The following is a 20,076-nucleotide window of genomic DNA, read 5'->3' on the forward strand; positions in this document are numbered from 1 at the left end:
CGGGTCCGTCTCTGTCCGCACGACGTGCGGACCCGGTCTCCTCCAGTCGGCCCGTGGGCCGTGTTCTACGTCATCGCCTCCTCTCGCGGATGCTGTTCCGATGCCGGTCGCTCCTCTTTGTTAAGGAGTGGCGCTTCCGGCTGGTCCGGGGCCGGCGCGAGGTCTCCCCCGCGCCGGCGGGTCTGTCGGGTCGAGTCGGTGGATCAGGACTCGAAGGCCGAGGGCAGGTACTCGGAGACGTTGTCCTTCGTGACGACCGGCGCGAAGAGCTGGATCTGGCGCGGGACGCCGAGCGAGGTGGTGTCGCTCATCGACTTGTTCTGCTCGATGAGGCGGGCGAGCTTGATGCCGTCCGCGGCCTGGGTCGAGGGGTAGACGACCGTGGCCTTGACCACGGAGTCGTCGGCCTCGATCTCGCGCATCATGTTCGCCGAGCCGGCGCCGCCGACGAGGATGAACTCGTCGCGGCCGGCGGTGTCGATCGCCGCGAGGACGCCGACGCCCTGGTCGTCGTCGTGGTTCCAGATCGCGTCGATCTGCGGCGCCGCCTGGAGGAGGTTGGCCGCGGCCTGCTCGCCGCCCTGGACGGTGAAGTCGGCGGCGACGCGGTTGTCCACGTCGAGTCCGCAGCCCGCGAGCGCGTCGGCGAAGCCCTGGCTGCGGTCCTGGGTCAGCGGGAGGGAGTCGATGCCGGCGATCTCGGCGACCACGGCGTCCGGGTTGTCGCCGAGCTCCTCGCAGAGGTAGGTGCCGGCGCTGACGCCCATGCCGTAGTTGTCGCCGAGCACCGTCGAGCGGGCGGCGAACGGGCTGGAGAACTCGCGGTCGACGTTGATGACGGTGATGCCCGCGTCCATCGCCTCGGTGGCGACCTCCGTGAGCGCCGCGCCGTCGATCGGCAGCAGCACGATGGCGTCGACGCCGTCGTTGATGAAGGTCTCGACCTGGCTGATCTGCAGGTTGACGTCGTTGGTGCCCTCCGCGGTGCGCAGCTCGACGTCGTCGTACTTCTCGGCCTCGGCGAGCGCGGCGCGGCTGACCGCGCCCATCCAGCCGTGGTCGGCGGCGGGGGCGGTGAAGCCGATCACCACGGTGTCGCCCGAGGCGTCGTTGTCCGAGGAGGCGACGGCGGCCGCGGTGCCGCCGCCACCGGCGTTCCCGGTCTCGACGGGGGCGTTGGAGATGCAGCCGGTGAGCATCAGCGCGACGGCGCCGAAGGCGAATCCGGCGGTGCCGAGGCGGGCGGTGCGGCCGAGGCGGGTGCCGGAGGGGTGGCGAACGGACATGGAAGTGATCTCCTTCGATGGATCCATGAGGGGCCGCAGGGCACAGCGGTGCCTGCGGAGGGTGACCGGGATGGTCGAGGTGGGTGCTGTCAGTGCAAGAGAGGGATGCTGCGGGGGCCGGCGGCCCCGGGTCACGACTTGCCGCGGGCGGCGAAGCGCTGCTGCAGCAGGACGGCGGCGACGATGATCGCGCCCTTCGCGACGGCCTGGGCCGAGGTCGACATGTTGTTCTGCGTGAAGACGTTGGTGAGGGTCGTGAAGATCAGGACGCCGAAGACGGTGCCGACGATGGTGCCGCGGCCTCCGGCGAGGAGGGTGCCGCCGACGACGACCGCCGCGATGGCGTCGAGCTCGTAGAGCGTGCCGTTGGTGGAGGAGCCGGCCGTGGTGCGGGCGAGCATCATCACCGCGGCGATGCCCGCGGTCAGACCGGCGAGGCCGTAGACGTACATGGTGTGCCGGCGGACCTTGATGCCGGCGAGTCGGGCCGCCTCCGGGTTGCCGCCGACCGCGATGGTGCGGCGGCCGAAGGTGGTGCGGTTGAGCAGGATCCAGCCGGCCACCGCGACGAGCGCGAAGATCAGCACGAGCACCGGGATGCCGAGCACGTCGGCGCGGAAGAAGTCGAGGAACGGGTCGACGGTGACGATCTGCGTCTGCCGGTTCGAGATCAGCTCGGCGAAGCCGCGGGCCGCGACGAGCATCGCCAGCGTCGCCATGAAGGCGACGACGCGGCCGTAGGCGATCAGCGCTCCGTTGATCAATCCGCAGACCAGGCCGACGAGGACCGCGGTGAGGACGATGACCAGCCAGGAGGTGTTGGCGGCGTAGTACTGCGTCGAGACCGTGCTCGCCCACACCGTCGCGAGCCCCATCACCGAGCCGACCGAGAGGTCGATGCCGCCCGAGGTGATGACGAAGGTCATGCCGATGCTCAGCACGCCGATGACGGCGGCGAGGCGGAGGATCGTCAGCACGTTGTCGATGCTGGCGAAGCGCTCCCCCGCGGTCGCGAAGCCGACGATGCAGAGGATGACCAGCGCGAGCACCAGCCCGATGTTCCGGCCGAGCGAGCCGCCCATCATCCCGCGGAGCCCAGAGCGGGCGTCCTTCGGCGGGGTCCCGCCGCGGGGTCCGCCGGTCGCCGCCGACGCGTGCCGACCGGGGTCCTCCTGAGGACCGCCGATCGACGGCGACGCGGTGTCGAGCTGTCCGCTCACGCTGCACTTCCTTCCATGACGAGATCGAGCACGCGGTGCTCGTCGATCGAATCGGCGGGGCCCTCGTGGACCACGGCGCCGTCGGAGATCACGAGCACTCGGTCCGAGAGCCCGAGGACCTCGCCGATCTCGCTGGAGACCACGAGCACGGCGGCGCCGTTGGTCGCGAGGTCCCGGATCAGGGTGTAGATCTCGGCCCGCGCCCCGACGTCGACGCCGCGGGTCGGCTCGTCGAGCAGCAGCACCCGGCAGCCGCGCACCAGCCAGCGGGCGAGGAGCGCCTTCTGCTGGTTGCCGCCGGAGAGGGTGCGCGCGTCGCGGTCGACGCCGTGCGGGCGGAGGTCGAGCGCGACCGCCTGCTCGGCCGCCGCGGCGCGCTCGGAGCGCTCGTCGAGGAAGCCGCTCTTGGCGAAGCGCCCGAAGGTCGAGAGGGTGATGTTGCGGTAGACCGGCTCGTCCAGGAGCAGGCCCTGGCTCTTGCGCTCCTCCGGGCAGAGGCCGATGCCGGCGTCGACCGCCGAGCTGACCGAGCCGGCGCGCAGCCGCTTGCCCGCCACGCTGACGGTGCCGGTGCTGGCGCGTCGCGCCCCGTAGATCGTCTCGAGGATCTCGGAGCGGCCGGAGCCGACGAGGCCAGCGAGGCCGACGACCTCGCCGGCGCGGATCTCGAGCGAGACGTCGGCGAACGAGCCGCGCAGCCCCAGGTTCTCCACCTTCAGCAGCGTCTCGGCCTCGGCCGGCAGCTCCTGGCGGTCCGGGAAGACGTACTCGACGGCGCGGCCGGTCATCAGCGTGATCAGCTGCGCGGTCGGGGTGTCGGCGACGGCGAGGTTCTTCGCGACCGTCGCGCCGTCCTTGATGACGGTGATCCGATCGCCGATGGCGCGGATCTCCTCCAGGCGGTGCGAGATGTAGACGATGGCGACGCCGTCGGCGGTGAGCTGGCGGACGACGTGGAAGAGGTTCTCGACCTCCTCGGAGTCGAGCACCGCGGAGGGCTCGTCCATGATGATGACCCGCGCGTCGTGCGAGAGGGCCCGGGCCATCTGGACGATCTGCTTGCCGGCCGCCGAGAGGCTGCCGACCTCGCGGTGCGGCGTGATCTCGGGGTGGCCGAGGCGCTCCATCAGCTCGCGGGTGATCTTCGCGGCCTTGTGCCGGGCGGTGAAGCCGCCGCGGGACAGCTCGTGGCCGAGGTAGATGTTCTCGGCGACGGAGAGGCCGTCGACGACGTCGAGCTCCTGGTACATCGTGGCGATGCCGAGCGCGAGAGCGGCCGTCGGCGAGGGGATCGTGACGACCTTGCCGTCGACGAGGATCTCGCCCTCGGTGGGCTGGTGGGCGCCGGCGAGCGTCTTGATCAGCGTGGACTTGCCGGCCCCGTTCTGACCGAGGAGGCAGTGCACCTCGCCCGGGCGGACGTCGAGATCGACGCCGTCGAGGGCTCGTGCTCCGGGGAAGACCTTGACGATTCCGCGCATCTGCAGAAGCAGCTCTGATGCGGTGTCCGGGGTGCGGGAAAGAGGCTGGGCAGCGGGGCTGCTGGGGTCTGCGGTGACCATGCGGACGAAGCTACAGTCACTTAAGTCGCGGGTCAACCAAAAGTTCTGAGCCGTTTCGAAGGAGATCCGGGCGGTCCCTCAGCGCTTCGTAACGTGATCGACGCCCGCGTCAGCCCTGGGATCCGCGGGTTTACGCGACATCTGACGGCGTGTCGTCCGTCGTGTCGAGACATGGTGTCTCCCTATAGAGCGCTCTCCGACCCTATGAATCCCCTTCGGGCCGCAACCGGATCGTGACCTTCGGCCGTCGATGCCCTCCGCCGGACCCTCCCGCGGGTCAGAAAGTGCTGGCGGAGCCGCGCACGGGCATGACAGGGTCGTCCCGCCGACGAAAGGACGACGATGTCGAACGACAGAGCACTGCGCGTCGCGATGGTGGGGACCGCCTTCATGGGCCGGACCCACTCGCACGCCTGGCGCACCGCCCCCCGCTTCTTCCCGCTGCCGCTGCGGCCCGAGCTGGCCGTCCTGGTCGGCACCGACCCGCAGCGCACCGCCGAGCGCGCCCAGACCCTCGGCTGGAGCGAGTCGTCGACCGACTGGCGCGAGGTGATCGCCCGCGACGACATCGACCTCGTCGACATCTGCACCCCCGGCGACACCCACGCCGAGATCGCGATCGCCGCCCTCGAGGCCGGCAAGCACGTGCTCTGCGAGAAGCCGCTGGCCAACTCCGTCGAGGAGGCCGAGCGGATGACCGCCGCGGCCGCCGCCTCCGGTCGCGTCGCGATGTGCGGCTTCAGCTACCGCCGCACCCCCGCGCTCGCGCTGGCCAGGAGCTTCGTCCAGGAGGGACGCCTCGGCGCGATCCGGCACGTCCGGGCCCAGTACCTGCAGGACTGGCTGAGCGACTCCGAGGCCCCGCTGACCTGGCGCCTCGACGCCGCCAAGGCCGGCTCGGGCGCGCTCGGCGACATCGGCGCGCACATCATCGACAGCGCCCAGTGGCTGACCGGCACGCCGATCACCTCCGTCTCCGCGGTGCTGCGCACCTTCACCACCGAGCGGCCGGTGCTCGCCGAGCAGGTCGGACTCGGCGGGCGTGCCGGTGCCGATGCCCCCCGCGGTCCGGTGACGGTCGACGACGCCGCCGCCTTCACCGCCTCCTTCGAGGGCGGCGCCCTCGGCGTCTTCGAGGCCACTCGCGTCGCCACCGGCCGGAAGAACGCCAACCGCATCGAGATCAACGGCGAGACCGGCTCGATCGCCTTCGACTTCGAGCGGATGAACGAGCTCGAGTACTACGACGGCCGCGACCCCGAGGACGCCCAGGGCTTCCGCACCATCCAGGTCACCGAGCCGTCGCACCCCTACATGGACGCCTGGTGGCCCACCGGCCACGGCATCGGCTACGAGCACCTCTTCACCCACCAGGTCGTCGACCTCGTCGAGGCGATCGCCGCCGGCACCCCCGCCACCCCCACCTTCGCCGACGCCCTCGAGGTCCAGCGCGTCCTCACCGCCGTCTCCACCAGCGCCGCCCACCGCTCCGAGTCCACCCCCGTCCGGCGCACCCCCGGCGGCACCGGCCCGGTCTGACGCCCCCGCTCCGACGCGGCGGGTGCGGAGAGGAGCCGGGCCCCCTTCGGCCGGGGCTACCCGACCGTCCCCGGCCCCTCCCCCAGGTCGAGGAAGCCCAGACCTGGCACTCCGCGGTAGACCCCGTCTCCGGCGAGGAGGGGAAGGCCCTTCGCCATCGCGCAGGACGCGACCCACCGGTCGCCGGTGTGCCGCTTGTCGTGCAGGGGATGCCCGATCCGTCGGCACGCGGCGAACAGAGCCACGTGCGCCTCGATGACCGCGTCGTCGACGCCGATCGTGGGCGTGCCGTCGAGGAGCGATCGCAGCGCGTCCGTCCGGCTCGCGCCCCAGCTCGCCGCGGCGGCGCCCTGCAGGAGCTCCACCCGGGACTGGAAGGAGACGACGACCCGCCGACCCCGGAGCGCCCGTCGCCACGACACGGTGACGTCGCCCGGGAGGGCCGCCGGCGGCCGACGGACGAAGAGGCGGCTGAAGACGTCGGTGTCGATCAGGACCGGGCCCGAGTCGCTCATCCTCGGACCGCGCGCAGGAACGAGTCGAACTCGTCGTCGGAGAGCGCGATCGCGTGTCCGGGGTCCGGACCGGGGGCCGACGCCAGGATCTCCTCGAGAGGCACGACCGAGGGGACGAGAGCACCGGCGAGGGGATCGACGAGGGAGTCGCCCATGCCGGAGACCGAGGCGTTCCGCACCGAGACGAGTCCGCCGTCCGAGTCGTACTCGGGGACGCCGACGGCGACGACGATCGAGTCCAGCAGACGCGCGACCGCCGTGTCGTCGACGACCGAGGAGAGGTCGATCCTCGACCCCGCCGCGTCCTCGAGGCGGAAGCGATGGGTGTGCAGATTGGCCGAGTAGAGCCGCCCCGTCACCTCGACGCGATCCGAGCCCTGCCTGCGAGGCGCCTGCCAGAGGTCGCGGCGCAGCGAGCGGGTCGCGACGGAGCCGTGCGTGCGCCCGTCGACCGAGAACTCGACGTGCTGCGCCGCCTGCTGGAGAGCGCTGACCAGATGAGCGGTCGCCAGCGCGAGGGGGTCGCCGACCCAGTGCGGTCGATCGTTCCGCGCGATGCTCTCGAAGAGGGCTGCGAGCGTCTCGTCGAACGCCGTCTCCTCCTCGCTCTCGAAGTCGAGGGCGTCGGGCGTACCGGCCCGGTGGACCCGCACCGTCGTGCTCCCCGGCGCCAGCCCGACCATGAGGCGGGCGACCCGTCGAGTCCGCTGCGGAACGCGGCCGACCTGGTGCGCCATCGTCTCGACACGTCCGATCTTGGACGCCAGCTCCTTCAGGCTCTCGACCAGGGCCAGCAGATCGTCGGCCTCGAGCTCCCCCTCGGGCGCTCCCGCCCCGATCAGTCGGACGTCGAACTGCATCGTCATCGGCTCCACCCGCTCCCGGTTCCGCGTTCCATCCCGTTGCTCCATTCTGTCGCCGCCGCCGTCGCCGCGGGGGTGCGGCGCCGGATGCCGCCACCCGTCAGGCGGGAGTGTGCCTCCCGCCACCGACATGGCGTCGCGGGCGGTGGCAGGCTGGGGCCGTGCGACGACGAGGGACTGCCGGGGCGGTCCTCGCGGGCGCCGCGCTCCTGCTGGGCGGGTGCGTCGCGGAGGAGCCCGGGCCGGCGGCGATCGGCGTCGGCGGTATCGCGGAAGGGACGACGGCGAGCGTCTCGGCCGCGGGGACGGTCGACGTCTCGTACCAGCGGCAGGGCGACTTCGCGGTGGTCGTCGGGCTCGACTGCTCGGCCTGCACCGGGCCCGTCACCGTGTCGGCGCCCGGCCGCAGCACTCCGGTCGGCGAGGCTGCGGCGGGGACGGAGTCGGCGTGGCTCCTCGAGACCGTCGCCGCCGATCCGGTCGACCAGTCGCTCCTCGTGCAGGCCGACGGCCCGTGGACGCTCACCCTGCGCAGCTGGAACGACCTGCCCGAGGTGTCCGGGGAGCAGTCGGGCAGCGGCTCCGCGGTGCTCGCGTTCTCGGACGACGTCGAGCGCCTCGACGTCGCCTACGGCCCGGCCAGCAGCGAGGACTCGCTCTCCGGCCGCGTGCTCGGCACCGCCGGCACCCGCCAGACCTTCGGTGACACCACCGCCTTCGCGCGCGTCGTCGACGCCACCCTCCCGGGCGTCGTCGCCCTCCGCACCGACGGCGCCTGGACCCTGACCCCGCTCCCCTGACGCCGACCCCCGTCCCTTCACCCCCGCGAGATGCCACTTGTGCACGCGACACGCCGACGATCCCGCGCACAAGTGGCATCTCGCGGAGCGGACGGACGCGTGGGCGGACGGGCGGTCGGGAGGGGGCCGGAGTGGGCGCCTCGGGGGCGTCGCCTCGAGAGGCGATCCTGCGCCATACTTCCTGCATGAGCAAGAAGATTGACGCGGCACATCGCGCGCTGGTAGCCGCCCTCGACAAGCACGCCGCTCTCGTCGGCGACAAGTCGTCGAAGCCGAGCAAGATCGCACGCGCCGCGTCCGAGCTCCGCTCCGCGACGAAGGCCTACTCGGCACTCGTCTCGGCCCGCACCGGCACGTCGAGCCCGTTCGCCGACCTGGCCGACCCGCGCCTGGACCAGCCGACCATCGCCTCGCTCCGGGCCGAGCGCGACGCGATCGCCGCGCGCCTCGCCAAGCACGAGGCCCTGGCGGCGGAGTCGGACGACCGGGCCCTCGCGGGCTGACCCGCCCCTCAGCTCTCCTCCACAGCGCGTCCTCCCCCGCGGAAGTCGCCGTGTTACGGGCACGTTTCGCGCGCCCGGCGTTCCCCTGCGTACCGTGGACCCCGGGATCCGCGCAGTCGCGGCGTCGAGCGACCGGAGGCCGGTCGCAGCGCCGGCGGTGACCAGCACCGCCCGGCGCGGACGCCGCCCGGATCCCTCTCCACGGAAGGATCCACCGCATGTCCCTGCGCAGCACGCTCCTCGCGACCACCGCGATCACCGCCTCCGCCCTCCTCCTCGCCGGCTGCTCGGCCGCCGGCGGCGCGGACGACGACACCGTCCGCATCGGCGTGGTCGGCGCGAGCGACCCCTACTGGGCGACCTACGAGCAGGCCGCGGAGGACGCGGGCATCGACGTCGAGATCGTCGACTTCACCGACTACAACCAGCTGAACCCCGCGCTGACCGAGGGCGAGATCGACCTCAACCAGTTCCAGCACCTGGTCTACCTGGCGCAGTACAACACCTCCGCCGACGCCGACCTCGTGCCGATCGGCGCGACCGCGATCTACCCGCTCGGCCTCTACTCGACCCAGTACGACAGCGTCGAGGACATCCCCGAGGGCGAGAGCGTCGCCGTGCCGAACGACGTGACCAACCAGGCCCGCGCGCTCCTCGTCCTGCAGTCGGCCGGCCTGATCGAGCTGAAGGACGGCGGCAGCGCCTTCTCCGGCCTCGACGACATCGACACCGACGCCTCGAAGGTCACCGTCACCGCGCTCGACGCGGCGCTCACCCCGACCTCGCTCCCCGACGTCGCCGCCGCGGTCGTCAACAACGACTACCTCGAGGGCGCGGGCCTGACGGCCGCCGACGCCATCACCCAGGACGACCCGAGCGACCCGACCGCGGTGCCCTATGTCAACGTGTTCGCGGCCCGCGCCGACGACGCCGAGAACGAGACGTACCTGAAGCTCGTCGAGGTCTACCAGGGCTCGCAGGACGTGCTCGACGGCGTCTCCGAGCAGTCCGGCGGCACGGCCGTCTTCGCGACCACCCCCGCCGCGGAGCTCCAGTCGACCCTCGCCACCGTCGAGGCCGACGCCTCGGCCCAGGGCTGACGCCTCCCCCTCCCCCGCCGCGTCCGCGCGGCCGGCAGCGCCCACTCGGCAGCGCCGGCCGCGCGGCTGTGCCCGTTCCCGGCCATGCCGATCCCCAGCAGTGCCGACCCCCAGCAGTGAAGGAAGCGCCGTGCCGCTCATCCGCCTCGCCGACGTGAGCAAGGTCTACCCGCCGCTCGCGCGCGGCGCGTCCGCCCTGACCGCCGTGGACGGCGTCAGCCTCGACATCGAGGCCGGCGACGTCTACGGCGTGATCGGCTACTCGGGAGCCGGCAAGAGCACGCTCGCGCGCCTGATCAACGCCCTCGAGCCCGCCACCGGCGGCAGCATCGAGATCGACGGCCGCGAGATCGTCGGCCTGCCCGAGCGGGAGCTGCGCCGCCTGCGGCTCGGGATCGGCATGATCTTCCAGCAGTTCAACCTGTTCGGCTCCAAGACCGTCGAGCAGAACGTCGCCTACCCGCTGCAGGTCGCCGGCACTCCCCGCGCCGAGCTGCGTGCTCGCGTCGACGAGATGCTCCGCTTCGTCGGCCTCTCGGACAAGGCCCGCAGCCACCCGGAGCAGCTCTCCGGCGGCCAGAAGCAGCGCGTCGGCATCGCCCGCGCCCTCGCCGCGTCGCCGCGCATCCTGCTGGCAGACGAGGCCACCAGCGCGCTCGATCCGGACACCACCGGCGAGGTGCTCGCGCTCCTGCGCCGCATCAACGAGGAGCTCGGCGTCACCATCGTCGTCATCACGCACGAGATGGACGTCGTCCAGCAGCTCGCGACCAAGGTCGCCGTGATGGAGGCGGGGCGCATCGTGGAGCGCGGCCCCGTCTTCGACGTGTTCTCGGCGCCGAGGGAGGCGGTCACCCGCCGCTTCGTCTCCACCGTCGTCCGCACCGTGCCCTCGCCCGAGGAGGCGGCGGTGCTGCGCGCGCGCCACCCCGGCCGGCTCGTCACGCTGTCCTTCTCGGACGGCTCCGCCTCGCAGGGCGAGGTCTTCGCCGAGATCGCGCAGGCCGGGGTCCCGCTCGAGCTCGTCTACGGCGGCATCACCGACGTGCGCGGACGCGCCTTCGGCCACCTCACCGTCGCGCTCGACGCCGCCGACGACGTGATCGACCCCCTGCTGGCCCGACTCGGCGCCCGCGTCGCCCTCACGGAGGTGCCCCGATGAACGAGCTCGTCCCCCTGCTGCCCCAGCTCGCCGAGGCGACCGGGCAGACCCTCTACATCGTGGCCTTCAGCCTGCTCTTCGGCGGGCTCGGCGGTCTGCTGATCGGGCTCGGTCTCGCCGTCACCCGCGGCGGAGCGCTCTACGCCAACCGCGTCGTCTTCGGCCTGCTGAACGTGATCGTCAACGTCTTCCGGCCGATCCCGTTCATCATCTTCATCGCCGCCGCTCAGCCGCTCGCCCGCCTCGTGGTCGGCTCCGGCATCGGCACCGACGCGATCATCTTCACGCTCTCGCTCGCCGCCGCGTTCGGCATCGGCCGCATCGTCGAGCAGAACCTGCTGACCGTGCAGCCCGGCGTGATCGAGGCCGCCCGCTCGGTCGGAGCGAGCCGGTTCCGGATCGTCCGCACCGTCCTGCTGCCCGAGGCGCTCGGCCCGCTGATCCTCGGCTACACCTTCGTCTTCGTCGCGATCATCGACATGTCCGCCGTCGCGGGCTACATCGGCGCCGGCGGTCTCGGCACCTTCGCGATCCAGTACGGCTACCGCCAGTTCGAGCCGGTCGTCACCTGGGCCGCCGTGCTCGTCATCATCGTCATCGTCCAGCTCGTCCAGCTGCTCGGCAACGTCCTGGCCCGCCGAGTCCTCCGCCGCTGACCCGCGCCCTCCCTTCCCCGCGCCCCCGCCTCCCGCGCCTCCGCGAGATGCCACTTGCGTACACGACACGCCGCGAAAGGCGCGCACAAGTGGCATCTCGCGGGAGGAGAGGGCACCGTGGAGCGTCATGAGGATCCGATACGACCCGAGTGCGAACGCCGCCTACCTGCCCGTCGGGCGTGAGCCCGAGGCCGGCGAGTCCGTCCAGCAGGTGCACGACATCGCCGACCCGCACGGATTCGGGGAGATCATCCTCGACTTCGATGCCGCCGGGCACCTGATCGGCGTCGAGATCGTCGGCGCGCGCGCACTCCTGCGCCCCGAGACCCTGGCCGACGCCGACGTCCTCTGACGCCGGTGAAACACCTCCGCGAGATGCCACTTGTGTGCGCGACACGCCGTGGAAGGCGTGCACAAGTGGCATCTCGCGGAGGAGAGGGGGCTGGGCTCAGTAGCGGGGCTTGCGCTCCGGGCGGTCGGTCGAGCGGGACGGGCCGGAGGGACGGCCGCCGCGGTCGGCGCCGGCCCGGCTGGGGCGGCGGTCGGGCTTGAGCTCGATCAGCTGGCCGCTGATGCGGGTGCCGGCGAGGCGGTCGAGCACGTCCTGCGACAGGTCGGCCGGCAGCTCGACGATGGAGAAGTCCGGGCGGATGTCGATGTGCCCGAAGTCGCCGCGGTTGAGCCCGCCCTCGTTCGCGAGCGCACCGACGATCTGGCGCGGCTCGACGCGCTGGCGGCGGCCCACCTCGATCCGGTACGACGCGAGGTTGCTGTTCGACGAGCGCTGGCGGCGCTCCGGACGCTCGCGGTCGTTGTCGTACGAGGACCGGTCGGAGCGCTCGGGGCGGTCGCCGCGGCTGTCCTCGCGGCGGAAGCGCGGGTCGTCCGGCGAGAGCAGCAGCGGCTCGTCGCCCTGGGCGACGATCGCCAGCGCGGCGGCCACATCCGACTCGACCACGTCGTGGTGCTCGACGTAGTGGCCGATGATGTCGCGGAACCGGTCGAGCCGCTCGCGGTCGGCCAGCGCCGTGGTGATGGCGTCGTCGAAGCGGGACAGGCGCGTGACGTTGACGTCCTCGACACTCGGGAGGCGCATCTCGGTCAGCGGCTGGCGCGTCGCCTTCTCGATCGCCGAGAGCAGGCGGCGCTCGCGCGGGGTCACGAAGCTGATCGCGGCACCGCTGCGGCCGGCCCGGCCGGTGCGGCCGATGCGGTGCACGTAGGACTCGGTGTCGATCGGGATGTCGTAGTTGACGACGTGGCTGATCCGATCGACGTCGAGACCGCGGGCCGCGACGTCGGTCGCGACGAGGATGTCGAGCTTGCCCGACTTCAGCTGCTCGACGGTGCGCTCGCGCTGGGCCTGGGCGACGTCTCCGCTGATCGCGGCGGCCGTGTAGCCGCGGGCGCGCAGCTTCTCGGCGAGCGTCTCGGTCTCGCTCTTGGTGCGGACGAAGACGATCATGCCCTCGAAGTTCTCGACCTCGAGGATGCGGGTCAGCGCATCGACCTTCTGCGGGTAGGACACCATCAGGTAGCGCTGGGTGGTGTTCGCGGAGGTCGTGGTCTTGGCCTTGACCGTGATCTCCTCCGGGTCCTTCAGGTACTTCTGCGAGATGCGGCGGATCTGCGACGGCATGGTCGCCGAGAACAGCGCGATCTGCTTCTCGACCGGGGTGTCGGCGAGGATCGTCTCGACGTCCTCCGCGAAGCCCATCTTGAGCATCTCGTCGGCCTCGTCGAGCACCAGGTACTTGAGGTGCGAGAGGTCGAGCGTGCCCTTCTCGAGGTGGTCCATGATGCGGCCGGGCGTGCCGACGACGACGTGGACGCCGCGGCGCAGCGCCGAGAGCTGCGTGCCGTAGCCCTGGCCGCCGTAGACGGGGAGCACGTGCACGCCGCGCAGGCCGGACGCGTAGCGCTCGAACGCCTCGCAGACCTGTAGCGCCAGCTCGCGCGTGGGCGCGAGCACGAGGGCCTGCGGCGTCTTCTGCGAGACGTCGAGGCGGGAGAGGATCGGCAGCGCGAACGCGGCCGTCTTGCCGGTGCCGGTCTGCGCGACGCCGAGGACGTCGCGGCCGGACAGGAGGGAGGGGATCGTCGCGGCCTGGATCGCCGAGGGCGTCTCGTAGCCGACCTCCTTGAGGGCCTTGAGGACGGGGTCGCTGAGACCCAGGTCCGAGAAGACCAGGGAGGGGCCGGTCTCGGCTGCCGGCGCGGCCGGGGCGGTGCTGTCGGCGGCGGGCGCGGTCGCGCCGTCGGCCTGGGGGGCGGGTTCGGGTGTATCGGTGGACGCCATAGTGCAACGGTAGGGCGTCGGAGGCGCGCGCGAGAGCGAAACCGGCTTCCTCACGTGCTTTCGCGCCGGATCGGCGGCTGTGGAGGGCTCTCGGAGCGCTCCGGAGGGGCAGGCGTCAGTAGAACTCGACCGTGTCGACCCGATTGATCAGCTCCTCGCCGTCGAGGAAGCGACCTGCGTTGCGGGCGAAGAGCTCGGCGATCAGGCGGTCCTCGGCCGCGTTCAGCGCCGCGGTGTGCGGGCTGAGCAGCACGCTCGGGTGATTCCAGAGCGGGCTGTCCTCGGCGAGCGGCTCCTGGGCGACCACGTCGAGCGCCGCGAAGCCGACCCGGCCGTCCTCGAGCGCCTCGAGCAGCGCGTCCTCGTCGATCACGGTGCCGCGGCCGACGCTGACGAGCGTCGCTCCCGGGCGCAGGGCCGCGAAGAAGTCCGCCCCGACCAGCTTCTCGGTCTGCTCCGTCCCGGGCAGGGTGACGACGACGCCGTCGATCCGCCCGGCGACCTCCGCGATCGCCGAGGGCTGCACGATCTCGTCGACGTGCTCCACCTCGCTCTCGTGCCGGCTCGTCCCGATCACCCGGGCGCCCAGCGCCGACAGCTTCTGCGCGGTCGCCCGGCCGATGGTGCCGAGCCCGACGATCAGGATCGTCTGCTCCGAGAGCAGCCCCATCGTCCAGCGCGAGCCCCACTCCCGCCGGCCCTGCAGCTCCTGCAGTCTCGGCAGCGTCTTCGCGCCGGCCAGCAGCCCGAAGAGGGAGAACTCGGCCAGCGGATCGGAGTGCACGCCGGCGGAGGTCGAGAACGCGACCCGCGCCAGCTGCTCCTCGCTCAGCTCCGCCTTCTTCACCTGCGCGCCGCCGCCGGCGGGCATCGTCTGCACCCAGCGCAGCCCCGGGTTCGCGGCGACCGTGCGGGCGAGCGCGGCAGGATCCTCGCCCGGGATGCCGTAGAGGACCTCGGCCGAGTCGACCAGCTCCTCGAACGCGGCCTGCTGCTCCGCGGTCCGCTCGAACGCCGGATCGCCGCCGTGATCGCCCGGGTGGCGCATCGGCGGCAGCAGGCTCTGATCGGCGACGAAGTCGATCCGCGGCTCCAGCTCCACCACTCGGGCGATCAGCTCGTCGCTGATCGGCGTCGCGGCGACGACGCGCAGGCGAGGCGTCCGGTCGCCGGGCTCGGTCGGGCGGGGCGGAGTCGATGCGGGCGTCGTCACGGGAGTCCCTTCGAGCGGCGGTCGGCGGGCGCGGCGGGCGCCGATGCCCTCCACCGCGGTCTCCTTCCAGCGTATCGAGCGCAGAACATCAGCTGAGAGCGTCCGTCATCGCCGAGGGGCGATGAGCCCCGCTCCGGGCTGATGTTCTGCGGGAACCCCCGACGGGAGCTGCTCCGATTGCGCCCGATCCACCGGAAGCAACCCCTTTCCCGCCCGCGATGCTGAGGATGTCCGCGCCGTCCGCTGGCAGATCCCGCGTCGCCGCCTGGACGAACGGTGGGGACGCCGCAGCCGCCGCGGGACGCGGTCCTAGCGTGAGCGGACGGGAACATCGATCGAAGGAGACCGGATCATGGCGGCAGCAGGAGTGGCGACGGTATGGGTGCCGGTCGAGGACATGGAGCGGGCGGTCGCGTTCTACCGCGACACCCTCGGCCTCGACTTGATGAGCACCTCGAGCGACTGGTCGGAGCTCGACGCGGGCGGACTGATGATCGGGCTGAACGCCCGCGAGTCGGCCTCCGTCTCGGCGAGTGGCGGGGCGGTCGTCTCGTTCCAGCCGGACGGCAGCATCGAGGAGGAGCTCGAGCGGCTGAAGGCCCGCGGAGCCTCGATCGAGGGTGAGATCAGCGACCACGAGTGGGGCCGCATCCTGCCCTTCAAGGACTCGGAGGGCAACGACCTCCAGTTCTACACGCCGCCGAAGGGCTGACGGCGGGCGCGGGGCCGACAGACCCCGAGTCGACGGCGCAGAGCCGACAGCGGCGGGGAGGCGGGCCGAGGCCCCCTCCCCGCCGCCGCGTCACGCCGCCGGGCGCAGCGGCAGCCGACCGGCGAGGCGCGCGCCGCCCAGCGCGGCCGACGGCGCCAGCTCGATCGATCCTCCGTAGACCGCGAACTGGCGCGACAGCCGCTCGAGCCCCGAGAGCACCGGCCGCGCGGCGAGTCCGCCGCCGTCGTCGTCGAGACCCACGATCACGGAGTGCTCGGACTCTCCGCGATCGACGTCGAGGTGCAGCCGGACCGCGCGGGCGCCGCCGTGCTTGAGCGCGTTGGTCAGCGCCTCCTCGATCAGTCGCACCAGCAGCACCCGCTGCTCGAGGGCCACTCCGCGCTCCTCCAGATCCGGGTAGTCCTCGTGCACGTCGAGGTCGACCGCGATCTCCGGCGGCAGCCGCGAGATCAGATCGCGGGCGGCGGCCACCAGCCCGTGCTCGATGTCGACCGGGTAGAGCGCCCCGCTGACCGCGCGGACCTCCTGCTCGCGCAGCTCGTCGAGCCGGGTCGCCAGACCGCTGAGCCGCTCGGCGGGGACGTCGGCGCGCACGCCCGCGGGAGCCTCCGGATCGGCCGCCGCGGCGAGCACGCGCAGCTCGGCCGCCAGCAGCACGAGCGTGTTCTGCAGCCGCCCGTGCAGCCCCTGCGCGACCTCGCGGCGCACCCGCAGCTCCTCCTGCTGCAGCGCCTGCACGGCGTCGACGGCCTGGAGCAGCACCCGGGCGCGCTCCCGCTCCTTCTCGCGCACGCGTCGGGTCGCCTCGACGAGCAGGAAGCCGAACGACACGATCAGGCCGACCACGACCGCTCCGACCGCGAGCTCCACCACGAGCGCATCGAGCGCGGTCGGCGGATAGATCCCGGTGATCAGCTGCAGCCCGACACGGACGAGGGCGACGGCGACCGCGATCCCGACGGTCATCAGCAGCCGCCCGGCGCGGGCCCGGCGCTCGGGGCGGAGGGCGGCGACGAGGGCCACCGCGAGCCCGATCGCCGTGGTGTTGCAGACCACGCGCACGACGACGTCGAGGACCGGACCGCCCTCGATCCCGCGCACCGTCTGCGACAGCATCCCCAGGGCGAAGACCGCCTGCAGCGCCGCGAGCACCGCCAGCACGCCGCCGAGCAGGGCGACGATCCGGCAGAGGACCCGGTTGTCCTCCGCGGCGTCCGCGCGCAGCGGCCGGACGGCGTCCCCCGGCGTCATCGCGTGTGCTCGAGGAACAGCAGGGTCGCGTCCACCCGCGGGTTGCGCGCGCCGTCGGAGCGCAGGCCGAGCGCGCCGTAGAGGGCGTTGACGTGGTTGTCGACCGAGCGGACCGCGATGCCGAGCTGCTCCGCGATCGCCGCGTTCGTGAGCCCCGAGGAGAGCGCGACGAGCACCTCGTACTGGCGGCGGCTGAGAGCATCGACGGGCGAGCTGCGGCGGGCGGTGCGCGCGGCGACCAGGGCGGGATCGAGCACGGTCCGGCCGTCAAGGGTCGCCCGGATCGCCGTCATCAGCGCGCCGGAGGTGAGCGAGGAGGTCTTCGAGAGGTAGCTCCAGCCGCGCACCTCGGCACGTCCGAGCCGGAGGAAGCGGTGCATCGAGTCGACCGCGGAGAGCAGCACGACGGCCAGCTCGGGGTCGGCGGCGCGCAGCTCGCGGCCGAGCTCGATCCCGTCGCCGTCGCCCAGCTCGATGTCGATCACGGCGACGTCGACCTCGGCGGGCCGGATCCGCCGGCGCGCCTCCGCCGCGGAGGACGCCTCGACGACGCTCCGGACGCCGGGCACCCCGCGCAGGAGCGACGCGAGCATCTGGCGGTAGAGCGGCTGGTCGTCGACGACGGCGAGCCGCAGCTCCCGCAGACCACCCACCGTTGTCACACCGGATATCTTGACCCGCGCCTCGGCGCAGGAGGTCCGCGAAGAGCCCTCAGAGGCCCTCGACCCCCACGAAGGGGGGCTCAACCGCGGGACTGGAACTCGCGTGGACCGCCTTGTTGAGACACTTCATCTCATACTGGAGGCAGGACCGCACCCGTGAGGGCCACGCCGAGGACGGCCGCAGCGAGCGCCGCCGCCCACATCCCGAGCCCGTAGCCGAGTCCGGCCGCCCAGCGCCGCTCGAGCAGCATCCGCGCCGCCTCGACGCTCGCCGTGCTGAACGTCGTGAAGCCGCCGAGGACGCCGGTGCCGAGGACGAGTCGCCAGGTCTCGTCGAGGCGCCCGCCGAGGGCGAGCCCCGTGACGATCCCGAGCAGCAGCGAGCCGGAGACGTTGATGAGGAGCGTCCCCACCGGCCAGCGCACGGGGATCACCGCGCGGGCCACTCCGTCGAGGACGAGCCGGGCCGCGGCGCCGACGCCGCCCGCGAGGGCGACGCAGAGGAGGAGGAGCGGCTGCGTCATCACGCCGGGCTCTCGTGGCGCCGACCCGCGAGCAGGACGCCGAGCGCCGCGGCGAGGGTGCCGAGCACGAGGGTGCCGCCTGCGTAGAGGAGGACCTCGGCCCAGCGACCGCCCTCGAGGAGCGCCGCGGTGTCGAGGGAGAAGGTGCTGTATGTCGTGAAGCCGCCGAGCACACCGGTGCCGAGGAGGAGGCGGAGCGTGCGGCGCCGGCCGGCGTCCGGTCCGCGGCGCGCGAGGCCGGCGAGCAGGAGGCCGAGCAGGAAGGCGCCGACGAGGTTGACCACGATCGTCGCCACGGGGACGGCGCCGAGCGGAGGCAGGGCGAGCGCGGTCCCGTAGCGGGCGGCCGTGCCCACCGCGCCGCCCGCGGCGACCAGGAGGATCGCGCTCGGCCGCAGGTGCAGCGGCGGCGCGGACGACGGCGTCGCGGACGACGGCGGAGCGGGCGACGGCGTCGCGGGCAGCGGGCCGGTCACTCCCCCGTGGCCCACGGGACGCGCCGCCGGGTGCCCCCGTCCGCGCGGGGGACGACGAGCACGGGGCGGTGCTGGCGGTGCGCGAGGTGGACGGCGACGCTGCCGCTGAGGAACTCGGCGATGCCGGCGAGCATGCCCGCCTCGCGGGTGCCGACCACGATCATCCGCGCGTCGACCTCCTCGGCGACATCGGTCAGGACCAGCGCCGGCTCGCCCTGGACGGTGCGCAGCGTCCAGTCGACTGCCGTGCCCGAGAGGGCGGACTCGATCTCCGCGCGGAGTCCGGGCGGCTCGGTGGGGCCGTCGTCGCCGCCGCCGGAGCGGGGCACGAGACCGACCGGGATCCCGCCCGTCATCGGGTCGACGTACTCGCCGACGAGGTACGGATCGCCGACCACGGTGAGCAGCAGCAGTGGAGCACCGAGCCCGGCGGCGAGCCCGGCGGCGGTGCGGACGACCTCGGGACGCTGCCCGTCGACGACGCCGACGAGCACGGGTCCGGAGGGGGTGGATTCGGTCATGGACGGCTCCTTCCCTTGTCGCTCCATCCTCCCACCGGGGTCCGTCCGGGGGGCGACGCCGAGCGACGAGTTCGACCGTGATCATTCCGTTACCGGGCGGGTGCGGGCTAGAGTGACACGTCGCCGGGCCCTGCCGGCGCCCTGGATCGGCTCGCAGCCCCCGCTGCGCCGGCCCCGAGTCCCCCACCCGAGGAGAGCGCACGCGTGTCGACCACTGGCATTCCCGTCCCGCAGGAGTGTCCCGACACCTCTTCCCCCGCGCCCGTGCACCTCACCCGCCGCGAGGCGCGCGCCGCCGAGGCCGCCGCCCTCGCGCAGCCGGCCCGGGCTGAGGCCGGCGCCGCGCCCGCCCGCATCGCGCCCGCCCGCATCGCCCCGGCCCGGGTCGAGCCGGCCGCCACCGCTCCTGCGCAGCCGGCGCCCGCCGCCGCCGCTCCCCCGCGACCCGCGCCCGCCCGCACCGGCTCGCTCAGCCGCCGCACCCTCGGCTTCGCCACCTTCTCCATCGTGGGCGGTCTCTTCGCCACCGCGGCCCTCCCCGCCTACGGCGCCCGCAGCACCGCCGCGACGGCGGGCGGCACCGCAGCGAACCGGGTCGGCCTGCAGAACCTCACCGTCTCGTCGGAGGCGGCCGGGCAGACCGCCGTCCGCGACGCGTTCGCCGCCCCCACCCAGGCGCAGCTCGACGAGGCCAGCCGCCAGGCGGCGGTGCTCCAGAACTCGAACGGCGGCGGCTTCAGCACCGTGCAGACCCGCGCCGTCGGTGACGACTACCCGTGGCCCTCCGAGACGATCGACGACGACGGCGGCGGACTCTCGCCGCTCGGCTACTACTACCGCGAGTGCGTCGACTTCGTGGCCTGGCGCCTCAACCGCGACGCCGGCGCGACCGCCGCGCCCTGGAAGTACACCTGGGGCAACATCACCCCGATGGGCGGCAGCGCCTGGGAGTGGCCGGACAACTGGGCCGCGAAGGGCTGGGCCACCAGCGCGGTGCCCATCGTCGGCTGCGTCGCCTGGTGGACCTACAACCACGTCTCCTACGTCCAGAAGGTCAACGACGACGGCACCGTGCTCCTCGAGGAGTACAACTACGGCGGCCGCCACAGCTACGTCACCCGCACCTTCCCCACGGCGCAGGTCCCCCTCTTCCTCTACCCGCCGGCCCTCTAGCGACGGAACCCGCCGCCT

Annotated in this window: 21 protein-coding genes; 9 read left to right on the plus strand and 12 right to left on the minus strand. The window is 72.9% G+C overall.

Annotation, left to right across the window (positions count from 1 at the left end; translation table 11 throughout):
• Window positions 1–203 precede the first annotated feature (203 nt).
• The 3 genes from HQQ82_RS11965 to HQQ82_RS11975 all read right to left on the minus strand — a co-directional run bounded on the left by HQQ82_RS11965 (window position 204) and on the right by HQQ82_RS11975 (window position 3,987).
• A complete protein-coding gene (locus HQQ82_RS11965) occupies window positions 204–1,286 on the minus strand; it encodes a substrate-binding domain-containing protein (RefSeq protein WP_173233435.1) in 1,083 nt (360 codons plus the stop codon).
• A gap of 131 nt (window positions 1,287–1,417) precedes the next feature.
• Complete coding sequence (locus HQQ82_RS11970; RefSeq protein WP_173233858.1) at window positions 1,418–2,371, minus strand: ABC transporter permease; 954 nt, start codon at window positions 2,369–2,371, stop codon at window positions 1,418–1,420.
• Between the two features lie 131 nt (window positions 2,372–2,502).
• Window positions 2,503–3,987 (minus strand): sugar ABC transporter ATP-binding protein, encoded by a 1,485-nt coding sequence (locus HQQ82_RS11975; protein WP_254071477.1) that lies wholly within the window; start codon window positions 3,985–3,987, stop codon window positions 2,503–2,505.
• A gap of 423 nt (window positions 3,988–4,410) precedes the next feature.
• Between HQQ82_RS11975 and HQQ82_RS11980 the strand changes: the two genes are divergently transcribed.
• A complete protein-coding gene (locus HQQ82_RS11980; protein WP_173233438.1) occupies window positions 4,411–5,607 on the plus strand; it encodes a Gfo/Idh/MocA family protein in 1,197 nt (398 codons plus the stop codon).
• Between the two features lie 56 nt (window positions 5,608–5,663).
• Here HQQ82_RS11980 and HQQ82_RS11985 read toward each other — a convergent pair whose 3' ends face one another.
• Together HQQ82_RS11985 and HQQ82_RS11990 are read right to left on the minus strand one after the other, a co-directional pair.
• Window positions 5,664–6,122 carry a PIN domain-containing protein gene (locus tag HQQ82_RS11985; RefSeq protein ID WP_173233440.1) on the minus strand — a complete coding sequence of 153 codons (459 nt, stop codon included), beginning with the start codon at window positions 6,120–6,122 and terminating at the stop codon, window positions 5,664–5,666.
• Window positions 6,119–6,988 (minus strand): hypothetical protein, encoded by an 870-nt coding sequence (locus HQQ82_RS11990; RefSeq protein ID WP_173233442.1) that lies wholly within the window; start codon window positions 6,986–6,988, stop codon window positions 6,119–6,121. The genes HQQ82_RS11985 and HQQ82_RS11990 overlap by 4 nt, the downstream gene beginning before the upstream one ends.
• A gap of 158 nt (window positions 6,989–7,146) precedes the next feature.
• On the opposite strand from HQQ82_RS11990, the gene HQQ82_RS11995 reads away from it, so the two are divergent.
• The 6 genes from HQQ82_RS11995 (at window position 7,147) to HQQ82_RS12020 (ending at window position 11,558) form a co-directional block, all read left to right on the plus strand.
• Entirely contained in the window at window positions 7,147–7,785 is a 639-nt protein-coding gene (locus HQQ82_RS11995; RefSeq protein ID WP_173233444.1) for a hypothetical protein, read from the plus strand.
• 185 nt (window positions 7,786–7,970) lie between these two features.
• Window positions 7,971–8,288, plus strand: coding sequence for a hypothetical protein (locus HQQ82_RS12000; protein ID WP_173233447.1), 318 nt, complete (start codon window positions 7,971–7,973; stop codon window positions 8,286–8,288).
• 218 nt (window positions 8,289–8,506) lie between these two features.
• Window positions 8,507–9,388, plus strand: coding sequence for a MetQ/NlpA family ABC transporter substrate-binding protein (locus HQQ82_RS12005; RefSeq protein WP_173233449.1), 882 nt, complete (start codon window positions 8,507–8,509; stop codon window positions 9,386–9,388).
• A 130-nt stretch (window positions 9,389–9,518) separates the two neighbouring features.
• On the plus strand, window positions 9,519–10,550 hold the full coding sequence (locus HQQ82_RS12010; RefSeq protein WP_173233451.1) for a methionine ABC transporter ATP-binding protein: 1,032 nt from the start codon (window positions 9,519–9,521) through the stop codon (window positions 10,548–10,550).
• Entirely contained in the window at window positions 10,547–11,206 is a 660-nt protein-coding gene (locus tag HQQ82_RS12015; RefSeq protein ID WP_173233454.1) for a methionine ABC transporter permease, read from the plus strand. The genes HQQ82_RS12010 and HQQ82_RS12015 overlap by 4 nt, the downstream gene beginning before the upstream one ends.
• A gap of 127 nt (window positions 11,207–11,333) precedes the next feature.
• Complete coding sequence (locus tag HQQ82_RS12020; RefSeq protein ID WP_173233456.1) at window positions 11,334–11,558, plus strand: DUF2283 domain-containing protein; 225 nt, start codon at window positions 11,334–11,336, stop codon at window positions 11,556–11,558.
• Between the two features lie 96 nt (window positions 11,559–11,654).
• On the opposite strand, the gene HQQ82_RS12025 is transcribed toward HQQ82_RS12020, so the two are convergent.
• Both HQQ82_RS12025 and HQQ82_RS12030 read right to left on the minus strand, forming a co-directional pair.
• The gene (locus tag HQQ82_RS12025; protein WP_173233458.1) at window positions 11,655–13,505 is read right to left on the minus strand and encodes a DEAD/DEAH box helicase; all 1,851 of its coding nucleotides are present in this window, start codon (window positions 13,503–13,505) and stop codon (window positions 11,655–11,657) included.
• A 115-nt stretch (window positions 13,506–13,620) separates the two neighbouring features.
• The gene (locus HQQ82_RS12030) at window positions 13,621–14,718 is read right to left on the minus strand and encodes a D-2-hydroxyacid dehydrogenase (protein ID WP_367947925.1); all 1,098 of its coding nucleotides are present in this window, start codon (window positions 14,716–14,718) and stop codon (window positions 13,621–13,623) included.
• A gap of 352 nt (window positions 14,719–15,070) precedes the next feature.
• On the opposite strand from HQQ82_RS12030, the gene HQQ82_RS12035 reads away from it, so the two are divergent.
• Window positions 15,071–15,430 (plus strand): VOC family protein, encoded by a 360-nt coding sequence (locus HQQ82_RS12035; protein ID WP_173233460.1) that lies wholly within the window; start codon window positions 15,071–15,073, stop codon window positions 15,428–15,430.
• 90 nt (window positions 15,431–15,520) lie between these two features.
• On the opposite strand, the gene HQQ82_RS12040 is transcribed toward HQQ82_RS12035, so the two are convergent.
• The 5 genes from HQQ82_RS12040 to HQQ82_RS12060 all read right to left on the minus strand — a co-directional run bounded on the left by HQQ82_RS12040 (window position 15,521) and on the right by HQQ82_RS12060 (window position 18,885).
• Complete coding sequence (locus HQQ82_RS12040) at window positions 15,521–16,702, minus strand: sensor histidine kinase (protein ID WP_173233462.1); 1,182 nt, start codon at window positions 16,700–16,702, stop codon at window positions 15,521–15,523.
• Window positions 16,699–17,364, minus strand: a complete 666-nt coding sequence (locus tag HQQ82_RS12045; protein WP_367947924.1) for a response regulator — start codon at window positions 17,362–17,364, stop codon at window positions 16,699–16,701. Before HQQ82_RS12045 ends, HQQ82_RS12040 begins: the two co-directional genes overlap by 4 nt.
• Before the next feature lie 131 nt (window positions 17,365–17,495).
• On the minus strand, window positions 17,496–17,888 hold the full coding sequence (locus tag HQQ82_RS12050; protein ID WP_173233464.1) for a CrcB family protein: 393 nt from the start codon (window positions 17,886–17,888) through the stop codon (window positions 17,496–17,498).
• Window positions 17,888–18,364, minus strand: coding sequence for a CrcB family protein (locus HQQ82_RS12055; RefSeq protein WP_367947923.1), 477 nt, complete (start codon window positions 18,362–18,364; stop codon window positions 17,888–17,890). The genes HQQ82_RS12050 and HQQ82_RS12055 overlap by 1 nt, the downstream gene beginning before the upstream one ends.
• Window positions 18,361–18,885, minus strand: a complete 525-nt coding sequence (locus HQQ82_RS12060; protein WP_173233466.1) for a universal stress protein — start codon at window positions 18,883–18,885, stop codon at window positions 18,361–18,363. Before HQQ82_RS12060 ends, HQQ82_RS12055 begins: the two co-directional genes overlap by 4 nt.
• Window positions 18,886–19,089: 204 nt before the next feature.
• Here HQQ82_RS12060 and HQQ82_RS20620 point away from each other — a divergent pair, with 204 nt between their 5' ends.
• Window positions 19,090–20,058 (plus strand): CHAP domain-containing protein, encoded by a 969-nt coding sequence (locus tag HQQ82_RS20620; protein ID WP_173233468.1) that lies wholly within the window; start codon window positions 19,090–19,092, stop codon window positions 20,056–20,058.
• The last annotated feature ends 18 nt before the right edge of the window (window positions 20,059–20,076 follow it).

It is taken from the genome of Rathayibacter sp. VKM Ac-2856 (assembly GCF_013205055.1).
Taxonomy (GTDB): domain Bacteria; phylum Actinomycetota; class Actinomycetes; order Actinomycetales; family Microbacteriaceae; genus Rathayibacter.

Bases quoted from the DNA above. Each gene is read 5' to 3' on its own strand.
- HQQ82_RS11990 (WP_173233442.1), bottom strand. From the start codon at position 6,988: ATGACGATGCAGTTCGACGTCCGACTGATCGGGGCGGGAGCGCCCGAG.
- HQQ82_RS12040 (WP_173233462.1), bottom strand. From the start codon at position 16,702: ATGACGCCGGGGGACGCCGTCCGGCCGCTGCGCGCGGACGCCGCGGAG.
- HQQ82_RS12005 (WP_173233449.1), top strand. From the start codon at position 8,507: ATGTCCCTGCGCAGCACGCTCCTCGCGACCACCGCGATCACCGCCTCC.
- HQQ82_RS12015 (WP_173233454.1), top strand. From the start codon at position 10,547: ATGAACGAGCTCGTCCCCCTGCTGCCCCAGCTCGCCGAGGCGACCGGG.
- HQQ82_RS12000 (WP_173233447.1), top strand. From the start codon at position 7,971: ATGAGCAAGAAGATTGACGCGGCACATCGCGCGCTGGTAGCCGCCCTC.
- HQQ82_RS11985 (WP_173233440.1), bottom strand. From the start codon at position 6,122: ATGAGCGACTCGGGCCCGGTCCTGATCGACACCGACGTCTTCAGCCGC.
- HQQ82_RS12025 (WP_173233458.1), bottom strand. From the start codon at position 13,505: ATGGCGTCCACCGATACACCCGAACCCGCCCCCCAGGCCGACGGCGCG.
- HQQ82_RS11965 (WP_173233435.1), bottom strand. From the start codon at position 1,286: ATGTCCGTTCGCCACCCCTCCGGCACCCGCCTCGGCCGCACCGCCCGC.
- HQQ82_RS12020 (WP_173233456.1), top strand. From the start codon at position 11,334: ATGAGGATCCGATACGACCCGAGTGCGAACGCCGCCTACCTGCCCGTC.
- HQQ82_RS11970 (WP_173233858.1), bottom strand. From the start codon at position 2,371: ATGATGGGCGGCTCGCTCGGCCGGAACATCGGGCTGGTGCTCGCGCTG.
- HQQ82_RS12060 (WP_173233466.1), bottom strand. From the start codon at position 18,885: ATGACCGAATCCACCCCCTCCGGACCCGTGCTCGTCGGCGTCGTCGAC.
- HQQ82_RS12035 (WP_173233460.1), top strand. From the start codon at position 15,071: ATGGCGGCAGCAGGAGTGGCGACGGTATGGGTGCCGGTCGAGGACATG.
- HQQ82_RS11980 (WP_173233438.1), top strand. From the start codon at position 4,411: ATGTCGAACGACAGAGCACTGCGCGTCGCGATGGTGGGGACCGCCTTC.
- HQQ82_RS11975 (WP_254071477.1), bottom strand. From the start codon at position 3,987: ATGCGCGGAATCGTCAAGGTCTTCCCCGGAGCACGAGCCCTCGACGGC.
- HQQ82_RS12050 (WP_173233464.1), bottom strand. From the start codon at position 17,888: ATGACGCAGCCGCTCCTCCTCCTCTGCGTCGCCCTCGCGGGCGGCGTC.